This window comes from Caulobacter sp. DMC95, assembly GCF_056313785.1.
In genome coordinates this window covers 714,652-729,235 of record NZ_JBQUZP010000001.1, presented here as the reverse complement: position 1 = coordinate 729,235, position 14,584 = coordinate 714,652, and the positions used below count along the sequence as shown (strand labels likewise).

The window sequence follows — 14,584 nt, the reverse complement described above, 5'->3', positions numbered from 1 at the left end:
GATGCACACCCTGGCTGTCTACATCCGTGAAGCTCGCGCCCAAGTCCTGGCCACCTGGCGCACGCCCCAGTTCATGGTTCCCAGCGTCATCCTGCCCCTGCTGTTCTACGGCGTAATGGGCCTGGGCCTCAGCAAAGGGCGCGAGCCGGTCGCCCGCATGATGTTGGCCAACTACGTGATTTTCGCGGCGATTGCGCCCGCGATGTTCGGCTTCGGCGCCACCGTCGCCGCCGAGCGTGAGGCCAAGCTCGTGGAGCTGAAGCAAATCGCGCCCCTGCCGGCGGGCGGATATCTGGCCGGACGTCTGGCGGCGGCGCTGGCCCTGATCGCCGTGGCGATCGCTTTGCTGGGCGGGCTGGCCTATCTCGGCGGCGTCAAGATGGAGCCCGGCCAGTGGGCCGCGACCCTGGGCCTTGGTCTTGGCTCGACGATCCCGTTCGCCTTGATCGGCCTGAACCTTGGTCTGCGTATGGGCTCACAGGGGGCGACCGCGCTCGCCAACCTGCTGTTCCTCGGCTTCAGCCTGTTCGGCGGCCTTTGGATCCCGCTACAGGCCATGCCTGCCTGGTTCGGCAAGATCGCCGTGTTCACGCCCTCGTATCACTTCGGCCAGCTGTCGCAGATGCTGTCGGGCATGCAGCCCTTCGCCGATGTCGAGCGCCACGTGTCGATCCTCGTCGCCATGAGCCTGGCGGCCCTGATCGGCGCCTGGATGGCTTGGCGCAGGCAGGACGCTTGACCGTGGAGAGGCGCACGCGCGAGATCGCGTCGATGAACACGGCGCTCGAATCCAGCGGCAAGGCAAAGACCGGCGCATCGGGCCGCGATGCGCCGGAGGCGGCTGAGCCGCCGCTGCGGCGCCACTGGAGCATCGTGTTCCTGGTTTATCTGCCGTTCTACTTCATTTCTTGGCTCTATCGCCGGCCGAGCGAGCTCGAGGTGGTCGCCTCGTTGATCGGTCTCGTGGTCTTCCTGGGGTTGTTCGCGAGCATCCATTTCCGGACGGAGCGTCCAGCGCTCTGGCAGGTTTTGGCGGTCTTCGGCGTGGGCCTGGCCCTTTCCCCATTCAAGTCGACCTGGAGCGTCTACACCATCTACGCCATGGCCTATGGCGCCCGTCTCGCCCCCCGCCGCCTGGCGTTGCGCGCCATGATCGGCATGGAGCTGGTCGTGCTGGTGATCGGGGTGGCCTTCCTCCGAGACGCCTGGACGATCTGGGCGACAGGTCTGCTTTTCGGCGCGATCACCGGGTTCGCCACCCTCATGCAGGCCGACATCGAGCGGAAGAATGAGGCCTTGGCGATCGCGCATGAAGAAGTCCGCGCGCTGGCGAGCACCGCCGAGCGCGAGCGAATTTCGCGCGATCTCCATGACCTGCTGGGTCACACCCTGACCCTGGTGGCGGTGAAGGCGGAGCTCGCTGCTCGACTGGTCGGTCGCGACCCTGCGGCGGCGGAGCGTGAGATGCAGGCGGTCGCCGCCGCCGCCCGGGAGGCTCTGTCCGAGGTTCGCACCGCAGTGGTGGGGATGAAGGGCGCCTCGTTGGCTTTTGAACTCGACAAGGCCCGCCAGGCCCTTGCGGCGGCCGGCGTCGAAGCGGACATATCGGCTCTGACGACCGACGGTCATCCGGGACAGGAGGCGGTCCTGGCGATGGCTCTGCGCGAGGCCGTCACCAATGTGATCCGCCACGCCGGCGCCGCGCGCTGCGAGATTAGCCTGGTCCCCAGCGCTTCGGAGCTGATCCTGACCATCGCCGACAACGGCCAGGGCGGGCGCCTCGTCGAGGGCTCGGGCCTTAAGGGCATGCGCTCCCGCCTGGCCGCCATCGGCGGGACGCTGGACGTCAAATCTGACAGGGCCGGTACACGCCTCGTCGCCACCGCGCCGCTGCGCGCCCAAGGGGAGGGCGTGTCTTGATCCGCGTCGTCATCGCCGAAGACCAGAAGATGGTTCTGGGAGCTCTGAGCGCCCTGCTCGAGATGGAGGTCGACATCCAGGTGGTCGGCCGCGCGCCCGACGGCGCCGTGGCCCTGGACCTTGTCCGCGCCGAGAAGCCCGACGTGCTGATCTCCGACATCGAGATGCCCAACCTCACCGGCATCGACGTCGCCGCGCGCCTGAAGGCTGACGGCGCCAGCACCCGGGTGCTGATCGTCACCACCTTCGGGCGGCCCGGCTACCTGCGCCGGGCGATGGAGGCGGGCGTGAAGGGCTATCTGCTGAAAGACGGGCCCAGCAGCGTGCTGGCGGCGGCGGTGCGGACCATCGCCGCAGGGGGGCGCGCCATCGCGCCGGAGCTGTCGGAAGCGGTCTGGGACGCCGAGCCTGATCCCCTGACCGATCGCGAGCGCGAGATCCTGAGGCTGGCCGAGGAGGGCCGCTCCAACAAGGACATCGCCGATGTCCTGGACCTCTCGCCGGGGACGGTCCGCAACTATCTTTCCGAGGCCGCACAGAAGCTGGGCGCGGCGAACCGGGTGGAGGCGGGCCGTATCGCGCGATCGAACGGCTGGCTGTAGCGTATAGGGATGATTATCTCCTCGACCACGGACTTTCGGGAAGCCGCACGGCGCAGGCTGCCCCGGTTCCTGTTCGACTATATCGACGGCGGCGCCTACGCCGAGCGGACGATGGCGCGCAACATTGATGATCTCGCCGACATCGCGCTGCGGCAGCGGGTGCTGAAAGACGTCTCGGTCGTCGATCCCTCGACCACCCTGTTCGGCGTTCGACAGGCCTTGCCGGTCGCTCTGGCTCCAGTCGGGCTGAGCGGCATGTACGCCCGCCGCGGCGAACGCCAGGCGGTGCGGGCGGCGGCGGCGAAGGGTGTGCCGTTCTGCCTTTCCACCGTCTCGGTCTGCGATGTCGACGAGGTGCGCGCGGCCTCGCCGGCGCCGTTCTGGTTCCAACTCTATGTGCTGCGAGACCGCGCCTTCATGCGGGATCTGCTGGGGCGGGCCGCCGCCGCGGGCGCGACGACCCTGGTCTTCACGGTCGACATGCCCGTGCCCGGCGCCCGTTATCGCGACGCCCATTCAGGCATGTCCGGGCCCAACGCCGCCGCGCGGCGGCTTGTCCAGGCGGCGCTGAAGCCGGCCTGGGCCTGGGATGTCGGCGTGATGGGGCGGCCGCATCAACTGGGCAATGTCGCGCCGGCGCTCGGCAAGGCCTCGGGCCTGCAGGACTTCATGGGCTGGCTGGCGGCCAACTTCGATCCGTCGATCCAGTGGTCGGACCTGGAATGGATCCGCGACGCCTGGAAAGGACCTCTCATCATCAAGGGCGTTCTGGATCCCGAGGACGCCAAGGCCGCCGCCGACATCGGGGCTGACGGCGTCGTTGTCTCCAACCACGGCGGGCGTCAGCTGGACGGCGTGCTGTCCAGCGCCCGCGCTCTGCCGGCCATCGTGGAGGCGGTTGGTGACCGGTTGACCGTTCTGGCCGATGGCGGCGTGCGCTCGGGCCTGGACGTCGTGCGGATGCTGGCCCTTGGCGCGCGGGGCGTCCTGATCGGGCGAGCCTACGCCTACGCGCTGGCCGCGCGCGGCGAGGCTGGCGTGGCGCAACTACTGGACCTGATCGACAAGGAGATGCGGGTCGCCATGGCCCTGACCGGCGTGCGCGAAGTGGCCTCGATCAACGCGACCATCCTGGCCGAGCGCATTCCGCGCGCAGGGTGAGCCGAGGGAAAAGCAGCGGCGAGGCGGCTGCCAAGCGTCTTTTTTCATCGAAAGCGGCGCGAGGGGGCTTGCGTCGCGACGTCGCGATCGGTTCTTGGCGGTCCGCGAAGACTTGCCGAGAGGCGGGTTCGTGCTCAGTTATGCGGTCGCGACCGCCGGGGCCGCGGTCCAACGATTCCAAACGGGGCGAAGAAGGCCTCGATTCCAGCGAGATTCTAGAACGTCATGCAGCCGGTTAAGACCCTTATTCTCAGCGCTGGTCAGGGCAAGCGACTGTCGCCTCTGACCGACGACCGGCCCAAGTGCCTGGTCGAGCTGGCCGGTCGCTCCGTGCTCGAGTGGCAGCTGCGCCACCTGCATCAGGCCGGCGTGACCGAAGCGGTGGTCGTAACCGGCTTCCGCAGCGATCTGGTCGAGGCCGAGGTCGCGCGTCTGTCGCTGCCGGGGCTGAGCGTGCGCACGCTCTACAACCCGTTCTACAGCGTGACCGACAATCTCGCGACCTGCTGGCTGGCGCGCGAGGAGATGCGCGACGGTCCGTTCATGATCCTCAACGGCGACACCCTGTTCGAGCCGGCGATCGCCGAGCGCCTGATCAGCGCGCCGGACGCGCCCATCACGGTCACCGTTGACCGCAAGGCGGGCGGCTATGACGCCGACGACATGAAGGTGTTGACAGACGGCGACGCTCTGCGCGCCATCGGCAAGACGATCACCGAGTACGACGCCGAGTCGATCGGCTTCCTGCGCTTCAACGCCGAGGGCTCGGCTCTTTTTGTGAAGACGCTGGAGGCGATCATGCGCACGCCGGAGGGCCTGAAGCGCTGGTACCTGAGCGTGATCAACGAGATCGCCCAGAACCATGACGTGGTGCGCGTGCGGTCGATCGAAGGCCTGGACTGGGCCGAGATGGACTTCCCGGAAGATCTCGTCCGCAATCGCGCCCTGACGTCTCAGTGGGCCGCTAAGGAGGCTGAGGCGGTTTAAGCCTCGCCCACCAGTTCACGAACCAAATCCAGGTCCGACGGCTTGTCGACATCGACGGCCGCCAGACCGTCGTGCGCCCGCACGGCGGCCGCCTTGACGTCGGCCAGGGCGCCCAGCCGCGCCACGGCCTGATCCAGAGTCAAAAGACCGAACGCGTAGCGCAGCAGGAAGCTGGGCCCCAGCATGGCGGCGATCTTCCAGGGCTGCTTGCGGAGGGCCTCGACCTTGCGCCAGAGCGCGACGACGCCCATCGCCCGTTCATCGCGCAACAGGAACAGGTTGCAGCCCGAATAGCGGCCGTCGCGGAACTTCAGATAGGTGCGCTTGGTCTGCGGCGCGGCGGCCTGGACCCGCGCCTCGGGGGCCAAGAGCACCGCGACCTCGGCCCAGTCGGGCGTGTCGGCCAGGAACTGGGTGATCCACTCGGGCTTTAGGAGGGCGTGGTCGACCGTGGTGATCAGCAGCGCAAAGCCCAGCCGCCCGGCGGCCTCGGCGACGCTCTGGCTGGGACCCTCGGCGGTGGGAAGGACCATCGCGCGCGTTCCCGCCAGCGCGGCCTTGATGGCGTCGTCGTTGGCGCTGACGCCGATCTCGGCGGCGCCGGCGGCCTCCACCGCGCCCAGCACCCGCGCCAGCAGGGTCTGGCCCTGCAGCACGATCAGGCCCTTGTGGGCCACGCCTGCGTAGGCCGCCGCAGGATCGACTTCTCCAGGGCGTGAGCCCGCCAGGATCAGGGCCTTGAAAGGCTGGATCACAGGGCCTTCTCGTAGACGCGATAGGTCTTGTAGTGCGTGCCGCCGACATTCTCGGCGATGTGGGTCATGGCCTTGTTGGCCTCCAGAACCCACGAGATTTCATAGCGATTGTAGCCCAGGCTCATCGCCATATCGCGGCTGGCCTTCATCATCCAGAACGGCAGCATGCGGCCGCGCTGGCTGGTCTGGAACTTCTTCTTCACGCCCATCAGCGGGATGCGCGCGGACTTCACACCCTTGACCTTCAGCCGCCACAAGAGCTTGGCCCAGCCGAACGGGAGGAGCTTGCCCTTCAGGTCGGCGATGGCCTCGTTGACGTTGGGCAGGAAGACCACCACGCCGGCGGCCTCGCCGTCGATCTCGGCGAACCACACCAGGCGCTTGTCGATCACCTGCTTCAGGGACTTGGCCAGCTGACGGGTCTCGGCCTCGGTGGTGGGGGTGAAGCCCCAGTTGTCGGACCAGGCGTCGTTGAGGATCTCGGTGAGGGTCTGGACCTCCTGGTCGTACCGGCTCATGTCCAGCTGACGCAGCACTACGCCCGACGGCAGGCCGCGCTTGACCCGACGTTGGGCGATCTCGGGGATGTCGCCGGTCTCATCAGCCTTGTAGGCGAAGAGGTCCTGGGCCTTGGCGTAGCCCTGCTCCTCGACGCGCTGGCCGGCATAGACCGGGTCGTGGCCCATCAGGACCATGGGCGGGGTGTCGAAGCCCCAGACCAGCAGGCCGACCTCTTCGTTGATCGACAGGTTGAAGGGCCCCACCGCGTGGGTGCGGCCGCGCGTGCGTAGCCAATCCTCGGCCGCGCGGAACAGGACGTTGAACACCGCCGGATCGTCCTCAGCGGCGATCATCCCGAAGTGACCGTCGAGCCGACCTTCGACCGGCTGGGGGGTGAGCTGGTCGATCTGGGCGCTGATCCGGCCGACATCACGACCGCCGCGCGTGGCGAGGAAAAGCTGCACCTCTGCATGGTCGAAGAACGGATTGGTCTTCGGAGTCAGCGCGTCCGTCCGCTCCATGAACAGCGGCGTGATCCAGTTCGGATCCTTGGCGTTCAGGCGCGCGGGCAGGGCGATGAAGCGCTTCAGCTCGGCCGGCGTTCGGACCGGAATGACCGACAGGTCGGCGTTGGTGGAGTCGAAAGGCATCAGCCCTCCAGAGCCAAGAAGGTTCGAGCCGCGAGCGCGCCGAAGATCGCCGGCGCGGCCCAGACCGCCAGAAACGGCGACAACGCTCCTGACTCGCCCAAGGCGGTCAGCATGCCGTTGGCGACGAGGAACATCAGGCCGGCGGCGAGGCCTGCTGTAAGCAGCACCGCGCCTTGCCCGCTACGGAAATTGGCCAGGGCGACGGGCGCGCTGAGCAGCAGCATCACCAACGAGACGAAGGGGCTGGCGAAAGCGGCCTGGAAATGGGTGGCGTAGAAGCTTTCCGGACGATCCGAGCCGCCGTTCTCCAGCGCCCGGCGCGCCGAGGCCGCCGTTGGCATGGCGTCGTCGCCGAACAGGCCCTGAACATCTTGCGGGCGCAGGGCGGTCGGCCAGGAGGTCGAGGCTGCGGTGGAGGCTTGCGCCAAATCGCCTGCGAAGCGGGTGGTCTTGGGTTGCTCCAGTGTCCAGGCCTTGCCGTCGAAGCGGGCGGTGGCGGCCTCGACCTTCTCAACCAGGATGCCTTTGGCGTCGCGGCGGAAGATCGTGACTCCCGTGATCGTGCGGCCGTCCGCTGACGCGTTGGCGCCGATGACGAGGTCCGCGCCCGCCCGGAAGGTGCGGGGCGCTGGCTCCTTGCGCTCGGCGACGGGTGTTGTGTTGCGCCACCAATCGGCCAGCGCCGGATCGGCGCGGGGCGCCAGGACCTGACCGCACAGGGCGTCGAGCAGCATGACCGCCACGACCGCCGGGATCGCCATGCCGACGATCCGGTAGCCGGAAATCCCGCTGGCGCGCATGGCGACGATCGCGCTCTCGCGGGCCAGCTGTGAGAAGGCGAACAGGCCACCGGCAAGCACAGCGATCGGGGCCACCTGTTCAAACAGCCGCGGCAGGCGCAGGGCGGCGTAGTAGGCGACCCCGGCCATGCCGAGGCCCCGGTCCAGGATGTCGCTGGTGACGTCCAACAGGTCCAGGATCTGCAGGACCGACATCAGGATCAGCGCCGCGCCAAGAATGCGGGTGGCGACCGTCTTCAGGACGTAGAGCTGCAACTTCATGCGGCTTGTCGCTTTTTAGGCTGGGGCAGCAGGCGCAAGGCGCGCGTGACCAGATTGTTGATGCGCCGCACTAGGCGCGACACGGGCGTGTCGCCGGGGCGAGTCCGGCTGCCGACGAACAGCCACACGCTCAGCGCGGCGAATGCGGCGAAGGGAATCCAGATTGCGGGGAAGGCGGCGGCTTTGCCGGCCTTGGCCATGCCCTGGCCCAGCAGCAGCGAGTGCTGGAACGCCAGCAAGAGCAGCCCCGCCATGATCAGGCCCGGCGCACGGTTGCCTCGCTTTGAGGCTAGGCCGAGCGGGAAGGCCAGAAGCGGCAGGAACGGCAGAAATGCGGCGCGGGCCAGGCGGCCATAGAACTCGCTGAGCAGAGTGCTCTTGGAGACCACGGGGTTTGGCGAACTGGCCTGCTTCCGCAGCTCGCCCATGGTGAGCTCCCGCTCGTCCCCGCCGCGCGCCCGCAGGAGCACGGCCGCCGCTGACAGCGGCGTCTGGGTCGTCAGGCTGGTGAAGGCCAGGTTGCGGTAGGTTCCATTGGCGTCATGGGCGATACGGCGGCCGTCGCGCAGGTCCATCGTGATGGTCTTGCCGTCGGGACCCATCTTCAGGTCGGCGGACGCTGCGGTGATGATCTCTTCCTGGCCCTTGGCGTCCAGGCGGCGGATGAAGACGCGCGTCAGGCGCTGACCGGCGATGTCGGCGCTGTCGGCGGTCAGCAGCGAGCCCTTGTCGTCGATGAAGGCGCCGCCCGCCAAGCGTCCGTTCCAGCCGGCGTTGATCGCCGCGTGCATCACCGCCCGATAGGCGTAGCGGCTGTAGGGCTGCATGTAGCCAAACACGATGATGCTGAAGACGCTGAGGAACAGGCCCACGGCGATGAACGGCGCGGCGATGCGCTCCAGAGACTGGCCGCTGGCCAGCAGGGCGTCGATCTCAGAGCCGTCCGACAGCTTCACGATGACGATGAAGAGGGCGACGAAAAACGCCACCGGCAAGGCCAGGCCCAGGTAGTGCGGCACGAGGTTGGCGGCCAGCTGCGCCACATAGCCAAACCGTGCGCTGCTTTGCGACAGCACATCCAGCAGGCGCAGGATGCGCTCCAGCAGCAGCGCGATGACCGTCACGCCCAGGCACGCGACCAGCGGCCATAACAGCAGACGAAGCAGATACCGGTCGATCAAGCGGGGGCCGCCAGCGGGCAAGATCTTGGCGCTCACGCTGGGTTCCAAGCCTTGGCGAAACGGGCGGCGAGGCGCTCGACGCTGTCCGGCGACAGTTCGACCGCCGTTCCAAGCGCCGGGGCGGCGGGCCAGCCGGCGTCGGGGAAGGAAACGCCTTCGTGTTCCCGAACGCCGGCGTAGCGCGGCAGAACGTGGAAGTGGACGTCCTTGTCGACCATCATCAGCATCAGGTAGTTGATCTTCTCATAGTCGACTTGGCTCTTGAGCAGGCGCTCGATCCCGGCGATCGCGACCTGCAGGTCGGCGAACGCGGCTGGACTCACCTCGGAGAACGCCTGGACCGCTTCCTTGCACACCAGAACCAAGGCGCCAAACGTGGGCTGCTTGGGGCGGACCAGAACGAGCCAGTGATCGGTCTCGGCGACCTTCGAAGCGGGATAGCCGAACGCCAGGGCGGTGGGATTGGTCATAGGAACGCCGAAGCTTCAGGCCATTGTCGCCTGCGCGCCACAATAAGGATGCGCAGGACGACAGGGAAGGGCGATGCGGTCGCAAGCCGGGTTCGCGAGGGTCATTTATGGGGTCTCAGCGCGTCGGGCCAGGTCGCCGAGGGTAAAGCGTCCCAACTCTGAGATTTCAGGACCAGTTTCCGAAAGACCGCGCGCGACCACGCGGACGGCGTGCCCGCCTTCGGCGCGAGGTTGGATCTCGATCTGATGCCAGCGAGCCGGTGCGTGGCGGCTGGGCTTGGCCGAAGCCGAGGGCACGCCCAGCACGGGGATGGCCGCACCGTTTGGACCAGGGAGCGAACCGACCAGCGCCTCGTGGGCGTGGCCGTGCAGGACGAGATCCGCGCCGCGCTTGGCCAGCACCGCCCGTAGAGCTTCCTGGTCCTCTAGGCGTTTGCGTTTCGATACAGCGCCGGGATGTGGCGGGTGGTGTAGAACGACCAGGCGGAACAGGCCCGCGTAGGCCGGGGCAGCCAGCGCGGCGTCCAGGCGCTGGATCTGGTCTTTTCCCAAGCGCCCAGTCGCCAGATGCGCGGCGGTGGGAACCGCCGAGCATAGGTTGAAAATCGCCACCGGACCGCGCACCCGCACTTGCGGAAAGCTGGCCTCGCCCGCGTCGCCCAGCCAAGGGGACCAGATCGCAAAGCGCTCATGGCCGCCTGGGCCCGCCAGGGCGTCGTGGTTCCCTGGGCTTATGGTGTGATCAGCCGCAGCGCCCAGCGTCTCGAGCCATGTGCGCGCTGCAGTGATCTCCACGGGCGAAGCGAAGTTGGTCAGGTCGCCGCTGATGACAACGTGGTCAGGCGCAGCCGCCTTCATGTCCGCCACAATCGCCTCCAGAACCTCGGGGCGATGGACCTTGTGCTTCTTCCGCCAGGCGATGCGGCTGAGAAGGCGCTTTGTGAACGCATCCCGCAGGCCGAACGCACCGGGCGGCGGCGGCAGATGGGGGTCCGACAGGTGAGCGATGCGATAAATGGACAAGACGGGCCGGCGGTTCTGGTCGAAACAGACGAAGCTGCGTATCTATCAGCCTCGGATTTGAGGGGTATAGCCGTCTTTGAGTGGTGAAGTTCAAAATGCGCTGCGCGCGCTGACCGTGGGCCGTAGTGACGGGCGCATCTGGGGCATGAGTTCCGCCGAGCGCCTGTCCCGCATCTACCGTCGCCTCGGCTTGGTCGAGACCTCCGCCGTGGATCTCTCGCACGCCGTCGTGGCGGTCGACGCCGGCTGGGTCTTCGACGAATCGCTGATTAAGGCTCTGGCGGATCGCGAGGGCGCGGTGCTGGTCGATGACGCCGGCAGGGCCGTAGCCGTGCACGCGCCGGCCGACCTCGGCTACGCCGCCAGCGAAGCGCTCGCGGCTGGAAACGATCCCACCGGATTGGACCCCCGCTTCACGCGGCTGACCGCGCTTGAGTTGGGCTCGGCCTACAACATCGCGCTGCGCAAGCGCGAGCCGCCTGTGCTGGAGCGCCTGACCCCCGAAACGGTGCGCGCCGTCGAAAAGCGCTTGTTCCAGGGCTCCTACAAGGGCGTTACGGACTTCGTCACCAAGTACGTCTGGCCGGCGCCGGCGCGGGTGGTCACCCGCTGGTGCGCCCTGGCGAAGATGACGCCCAACCAAGTGACCTTCATCGGCTTCCTCATGGTGCTGGCCGCCACCTGGCTGTTCTGGCACGGCCAGTTCGGCTGGGGTCTGGTCTGCGCCTGGATCATGACGTTCCTGGACACGGTCGACGGAAAACTGGCCCGTGTGACCCTGACCTCGTCCAAGTGGGGCAACGTCTTCGACCACGGTATCGACCTAGTGCATCCGCCCTTTTGGTGGTGGGCCTGGTTTGTCGGCGTCTACGCGGTCGGCCAAGAGATTCCGTACGCGGCCTTGAGCCTCGCCATCGTCGTTGGCGGCTATGTGGCCCAACGGGTGGAGGAGGGGATCTTCCTGGGCCTCTTCAAGCTGGAGATGCACGCCTGGCGGCCCTTCGACAGCTTCTTCCGCCTGATCACGGCGCGTCGCAACCCGAACCTGATCCTGCTGACCGTCTGCGCGATAGCTGGGCGACCGGACATCGGTTTCACGCTCGTGGCGATCTGGACCGCCATATGCTTCGTCGTGCACGCCATCCAGATCCTGCAAGGCCTGAGGGCGCCGAAGGGCTCGATCCAGTCCTGGCTGGCGAAATGACGCGCGTCGGGGTCGTCCGCAATCCCAAGAGCCACGGCAACCGCATCCGGCCGCCGGGTCCGGCCCCGGAGGACGTGCGACTGGTCGAACCGATCGGCCGCGACGCTCTGCGCGAGGCCCTCAACGGCTTCGCGCGTGATGGCCTTGACCTGCTGGTGATCGATGGGGGCGATGGGACGGTCCGAGACGTCATCAGCCTGTTGCCGCATACCTTCGGCGACGCGGCGCCACTGCTGGCGGTGCTGCCTTCCGGCAAGACCAATGTCCTGGCCATAGATCTTGGCACGGCGGAAGGGTGGCGCCTCGAAGACGCGCTCAGCGCAGCACGCCGGGAAAACCCTACGATCAAGTCGCGGCCGCCTCTTCGCATCAGCTGGGCTGACGACAAGCCTTGTCTGCAAGGTTTCTTTTTCGGGATGGGCGCGCCGGTCAAGGCCACCAACCTCGCGCAACGGGTCCACAAGGTGGGCTTTTTCCACAACGTGGCGGTAGCCCTGACCATCGCCACGGCGGCGTTGGGCGCGTTGTTCGGCGGTTCGCGCGACGAATGGCGCGCGGGTGTCTCGGCGCGCCTGGCTCTGGATGGTGAAGCTCAGGCCGAGGGCGATCGTTTCGCCATCATCGCCACGGCGTTGAAGCGCCTGCCGTTCGGGCTCAAGCCGTTCGGAGCGCCGCGCGAAGGGTTGAAGCTTCTCGATGTCGACGCTCCGCCGCGTCGCCTGCACAAGGCTTTGCCGTTGATGTTAAGCGGCAAGGTGGTTCCGGCGCTGGAGGGCCTGGGATATCGCCGTCGCGATCCTCGGACGGTCGACCTGTCGGGCGGGGCGCCCTTTGTCCTGGACGGTGAGGTCTTTGACGGCGGCGACCTGACGATTCAGCTGGGGCCGCCCCTAAGGTTCCTGGTCGGATGAGCCGCCTGCGCGACCTCGTCGCGGCCGAGCTCTCCCAGACGACGCCCGAACCGATCTCCGCCTTTGCGGCGCATCTGGCGAACATGTTTCCCGGCGCGCGCGCGGTGCTGTTCTACGGCTCGATCCTGCGGACCGGCGACCTGTCGGGCGTGCTGGACTACTACGTGCTTACCGAAAGGGTTCCGGCAGGCTGGCGAGGCGTGTTCACGCGGCTGCTCTGGCCGGACGTCAGCTATCACGAGCTGGAGCACGGCGGGGCGACGCTGAGGGCCAAGGTTGCGTCGATGACGCTGGCGCAGTTCCAACGGGCGACTAGCGGCGCGGGCGTCGACACCACCATCTGGGCCCGTTTTGTGCAGCCCAGCGCCTTGATTTGGGCCGACGCCGAGGCGCGTGAGGGGGTGGTGGACGCGATCGCCGACGCTTGCCGGACCGCCGCCGGCTTCGCTCAGGCGATCGGTTCGGCGGACGCTACACCGTTGGCGCTATGGACGGCGCTTTTCCAAGAGACCTACAAGGCCGAGCTGCGTGTCGAGAAGGCAGGCCGCGAGGTGTCGATCCTGACCTACGACCCGGAGCGCTATGACCAGGTCATGGAGGCCGTGTGGACCGATGAAGGGCGGGGCATTTCTGAGGAAGTCCGGTCACGTAGGCTTAAGGCGTGGCGCGTACGTCGGGCCTTCGGGAAGCCCCTGAACGTGGCGCGGCTGGTCAAGGCGGCTTTCACCTTCCAGGGCGCGGCGCGCTATGCGGCCTGGAAGATCCAGCGCCACACCGGCGTTACGGTGCCCTTGACGCCCTGGCGAGAACGGCATCCGATCCTGGCGGCGCCGGCTGTCCTGCTCAAGGTCTGGAAAGAGCGGCGGCGATCCGCCTGAACCTATGCAAACAAAAACGCCCGGGTCGACGACCCGGGCGTTGTTGTTTTGGCGATGAGACGACCTTAAGCGCGTGCGCGCTTCAGCGGCTCGATCACGCCAAGCGCGGCGCCGATTTCGCCGTAGGTCTTGAGCACCGCGTCGATTTGCTCGTCGGTATGAGCAGCGCTGACGCTGGCCCGCAGCAGCGGACGGCTGTCCGGCGTGGCGGGCGGCAGGGCCAAGTTCAGATAGACGCCAGCCTGCAGCAGGCCGTTCCACATGGCGATCGCACGCTCTTGGTCGGGCATGGTTGCGGCCACGATCGGGCTGGCGCTGGGACCCGTCAGGAAGCCCATAGCGGTCAGGCCGTCGTACAGGCGCTTGGCGTTGCGGTTCAGGCGATCGCGCAGCTCGGGCTGTTCGACCATGCGTCGCAGGGCCGTAACCGTGGAGGCGACCACGGCGGGCGGCAGCGAGGCCGTGAACATGTAAGGACGGCAGACGACGCGCATGACGTCGAAGTCGTCGTGGTCCGAGACGCAGAAGCCGCCGATGGCGCCCAGGCTCTTGGAGAAGGTGCCGACGATGAAGTCGACATCTTCCTCAACGCCCGCCGCCTCGGCGAGACCGCGACCCGTGGCGCCCAGCACGCCCATCGAGTGGGCTTCGTCGACCAACAGATAACCGCCCATCTCGCGCTTCACAGCGGCGATTTCCTTCAGCGGCGCGACGTCGCCGATCATCGAATAAATGCCTTCGACGACAATCAGGCGCTCGCCAGGCGCATCGCCCAAGCGGCGCAGGCGCTTGGCCAAGTCCTCAGGGTCATTGTGGCGGAAGCGGATGACCTCGGCATGTCCGAGGCGCGAGCCGTCGTAGATCGAGGCGTGGCTATCCGCGTCGAGGATCAGGTGGTCGCCGCGGCCGACCAGGGTCGACAAGACACCCAGATTGGCCTGGTAGCCGGTCGTGAAGACCATGGCGTGCTTGCGGCCGTAGAACTTGGCGAGCTCCTGCTCGAGTTCGACGTGGGTCTCAAAGCTGCCATTGGCGATGCGGGAACCGGTCGTGCCAGTTCCGCGTTCCTGTACAGCCTTGACCGACGCGGCGATCGCCTGTTCGTCGAAGGTCAGGCCTAGATAGTTGTTCGTGCCCAGCAGGATGGTGGGACGGCCATCGACCACGCCTTCAGTCGGCGAGTGAACGGCGTCAAAGCGCACCTTGAACGGGTTCGCACCCACATCCTGGATAGCCTTGTACGCGTCGCGATAGGCCAGGTGCTTATCAAATAGCCCCAT

15 protein-coding genes are annotated in these 14,584 nt (G+C 67.3%); 8 read left to right on the top strand and 7 right to left on the bottom strand.

The features are described from left to right. Window position 1 precedes the first annotated feature (1 nt). The 5 genes from ACT53N_RS03530 to ACT53N_RS03510 all read left to right on the top strand — a co-directional run bounded on the left by ACT53N_RS03530 (window position 2) and on the right by ACT53N_RS03510 (window position 4,670). Window positions 2-739, top strand: a complete 738-nt coding sequence (locus tag ACT53N_RS03530; protein WP_476062576.1) for an ABC transporter permease — start codon at window positions 2-4, stop codon at window positions 737-739. Window positions 740-771: 32 nt separating this feature from the next. Beyond that, complete coding sequence (locus tag ACT53N_RS03525) at window positions 772-1,920, top strand: sensor histidine kinase (RefSeq protein ID WP_476062575.1); 1,149 nt, start codon at window positions 772-774, stop codon at window positions 1,918-1,920. Next, complete coding sequence (locus tag ACT53N_RS03520) at window positions 1,917-2,522, top strand: response regulator transcription factor (protein ID WP_476062574.1); 606 nt, start codon at window positions 1,917-1,919, stop codon at window positions 2,520-2,522. Before ACT53N_RS03525 ends, ACT53N_RS03520 begins: the two co-directional genes overlap by 4 nt. Before the next feature lie 9 nt (window positions 2,523-2,531). Then, the gene (gene lldD / locus ACT53N_RS03515) at window positions 2,532-3,683 is read left to right on the top strand and encodes an FMN-dependent L-lactate dehydrogenase LldD (RefSeq protein ID WP_476062573.1); all 1,152 of its coding nucleotides are present in this window, start codon (window positions 2,532-2,534) and stop codon (window positions 3,681-3,683) included. Between the two features lie 225 nt (window positions 3,684-3,908). After that, on the top strand, window positions 3,909-4,670 hold the full coding sequence (locus ACT53N_RS03510; RefSeq protein ID WP_476062572.1) for a phosphocholine cytidylyltransferase family protein: 762 nt from the start codon (window positions 3,909-3,911) through the stop codon (window positions 4,668-4,670). Here ACT53N_RS03510 and ACT53N_RS03505 read toward each other — a convergent pair. From ACT53N_RS03505 to ACT53N_RS03480, 6 genes are all read right to left on the bottom strand, one after another. Beyond that, the gene (locus tag ACT53N_RS03505; protein WP_476062571.1) at window positions 4,667-5,518 is read right to left on the bottom strand and encodes an NTP transferase domain-containing protein; all 852 of its coding nucleotides are present in this window, start codon (window positions 5,516-5,518) and stop codon (window positions 4,667-4,669) included. The two genes, ACT53N_RS03510 and ACT53N_RS03505, sit on opposite strands and share 4 nt — an antisense overlap. Beyond that, the gene (bcerS, locus tag ACT53N_RS03500) at window positions 5,422-6,576 is read right to left on the bottom strand and encodes a ceramide synthase (protein WP_476062570.1); all 1,155 of its coding nucleotides are present in this window, start codon (window positions 6,574-6,576) and stop codon (window positions 5,422-5,424) included. Before bcerS ends, ACT53N_RS03505 begins: the two co-directional genes overlap by 97 nt. Then, entirely contained in the window at window positions 6,576-7,637 is a 1,062-nt protein-coding gene (locus ACT53N_RS03495; protein ID WP_476062569.1) for an LptF/LptG family permease, read from the bottom strand. The genes bcerS and ACT53N_RS03495 overlap by 1 nt, the downstream gene beginning before the upstream one ends. Continuing rightward, window positions 7,634-8,854 carry an LptF/LptG family permease gene (locus ACT53N_RS03490; protein ID WP_476062568.1) on the bottom strand — a complete coding sequence of 407 codons (1,221 nt, stop codon included), beginning with the start codon at window positions 8,852-8,854 and terminating at the stop codon, window positions 7,634-7,636. Before ACT53N_RS03490 ends, ACT53N_RS03495 begins: the two co-directional genes overlap by 4 nt. Continuing rightward, window positions 8,851-9,288: an HIT family protein gene (locus ACT53N_RS03485; RefSeq protein WP_476062567.1), complete on the bottom strand. Its 438-nt coding sequence runs from the start codon at window positions 9,286-9,288 to the stop codon at window positions 8,851-8,853. Before ACT53N_RS03485 ends, ACT53N_RS03490 begins: the two co-directional genes overlap by 4 nt. A gap of 105 nt (window positions 9,289-9,393) precedes the next feature. Beyond that, the gene (locus tag ACT53N_RS03480) at window positions 9,394-10,311 is read right to left on the bottom strand and encodes a metallophosphoesterase family protein (protein ID WP_476062566.1); all 918 of its coding nucleotides are present in this window, start codon (window positions 10,309-10,311) and stop codon (window positions 9,394-9,396) included. Between the two features lie 76 nt (window positions 10,312-10,387). Between ACT53N_RS03480 and ACT53N_RS03475 the strand changes: the two genes are divergently transcribed. Genes ACT53N_RS03475 through ACT53N_RS03465 form a run of 3 tightly spaced genes read left to right on the top strand, consistent with a single transcriptional unit; the run spans window position 10,388 to window position 13,304 of the window. Continuing rightward, entirely contained in the window at window positions 10,388-11,515 is a 1,128-nt protein-coding gene (locus ACT53N_RS03475; protein WP_476062565.1) for a CDP-alcohol phosphatidyltransferase family protein, read from the top strand. After that, window positions 11,434-12,426 carry a diacylglycerol/lipid kinase family protein gene (locus ACT53N_RS03470; RefSeq protein ID WP_476062564.1) on the top strand — a complete coding sequence of 331 codons (993 nt, stop codon included), beginning with the start codon at window positions 11,434-11,436 and terminating at the stop codon, window positions 12,424-12,426. The genes ACT53N_RS03475 and ACT53N_RS03470 overlap by 82 nt, the downstream gene beginning before the upstream one ends. Next, complete coding sequence (locus tag ACT53N_RS03465; RefSeq protein ID WP_476062563.1) at window positions 12,423-13,304, top strand: hypothetical protein; 882 nt, start codon at window positions 12,423-12,425, stop codon at window positions 13,302-13,304. The genes ACT53N_RS03470 and ACT53N_RS03465 overlap by 4 nt, the downstream gene beginning before the upstream one ends. A 65-nt stretch (window positions 13,305-13,369) precedes the next feature. On the opposite strand, the gene spt is transcribed toward ACT53N_RS03465, so the two are convergent. Beyond that, window positions 13,370-14,584 (bottom strand): serine palmitoyltransferase, encoded by a 1,215-nt coding sequence (gene spt, locus ACT53N_RS03460; protein WP_476062562.1) that lies wholly within the window; start codon window positions 14,582-14,584, stop codon window positions 13,370-13,372.

What these genes read in the sequence shown, in the direction of transcription:
- ACT53N_RS03525 (WP_476062575.1), top strand. Translation starts at nt 772, where the DNA reads ATGAACACGGCGCTCGAATCCAGCGGCAAGGCAAAGACCGGCGCATCG.
- ACT53N_RS03495 (WP_476062569.1), bottom strand. Translation starts at nt 7,637, where the DNA reads ATGAAGTTGCAGCTCTACGTCCTGAAGACGGTCGCCACCCGCATTCTT.
- lldD (WP_476062573.1), top strand. Translation starts at nt 2,532, where the DNA reads ATGATTATCTCCTCGACCACGGACTTTCGGGAAGCCGCACGGCGCAGG.
- ACT53N_RS03530 (WP_476062576.1), top strand. Translation starts at nt 2, where the DNA reads ATGCACACCCTGGCTGTCTACATCCGTGAAGCTCGCGCCCAAGTCCTG.
- bcerS (WP_476062570.1), bottom strand. Translation starts at nt 6,576, where the DNA reads ATGCCTTTCGACTCCACCAACGCCGACCTGTCGGTCATTCCGGTCCGA.
- ACT53N_RS03510 (WP_476062572.1), top strand. Translation starts at nt 3,909, where the DNA reads ATGCAGCCGGTTAAGACCCTTATTCTCAGCGCTGGTCAGGGCAAGCGA.
- ACT53N_RS03465 (WP_476062563.1), top strand. Translation starts at nt 12,423, where the DNA reads ATGAGCCGCCTGCGCGACCTCGTCGCGGCCGAGCTCTCCCAGACGACG.
- ACT53N_RS03470 (WP_476062564.1), top strand. Translation starts at nt 11,434, where the DNA reads ATGCTTCGTCGTGCACGCCATCCAGATCCTGCAAGGCCTGAGGGCGCC.
- ACT53N_RS03485 (WP_476062567.1), bottom strand. Translation starts at nt 9,288, where the DNA reads ATGACCAATCCCACCGCCCTGGCGTTCGGCTATCCCGCTTCGAAGGTC.
- spt (WP_476062562.1), bottom strand. Translation starts at nt 14,584, where the DNA reads ATGGGGCTATTTGATAAGCACCTGGCCTATCGCGACGCGTACAAGGCT.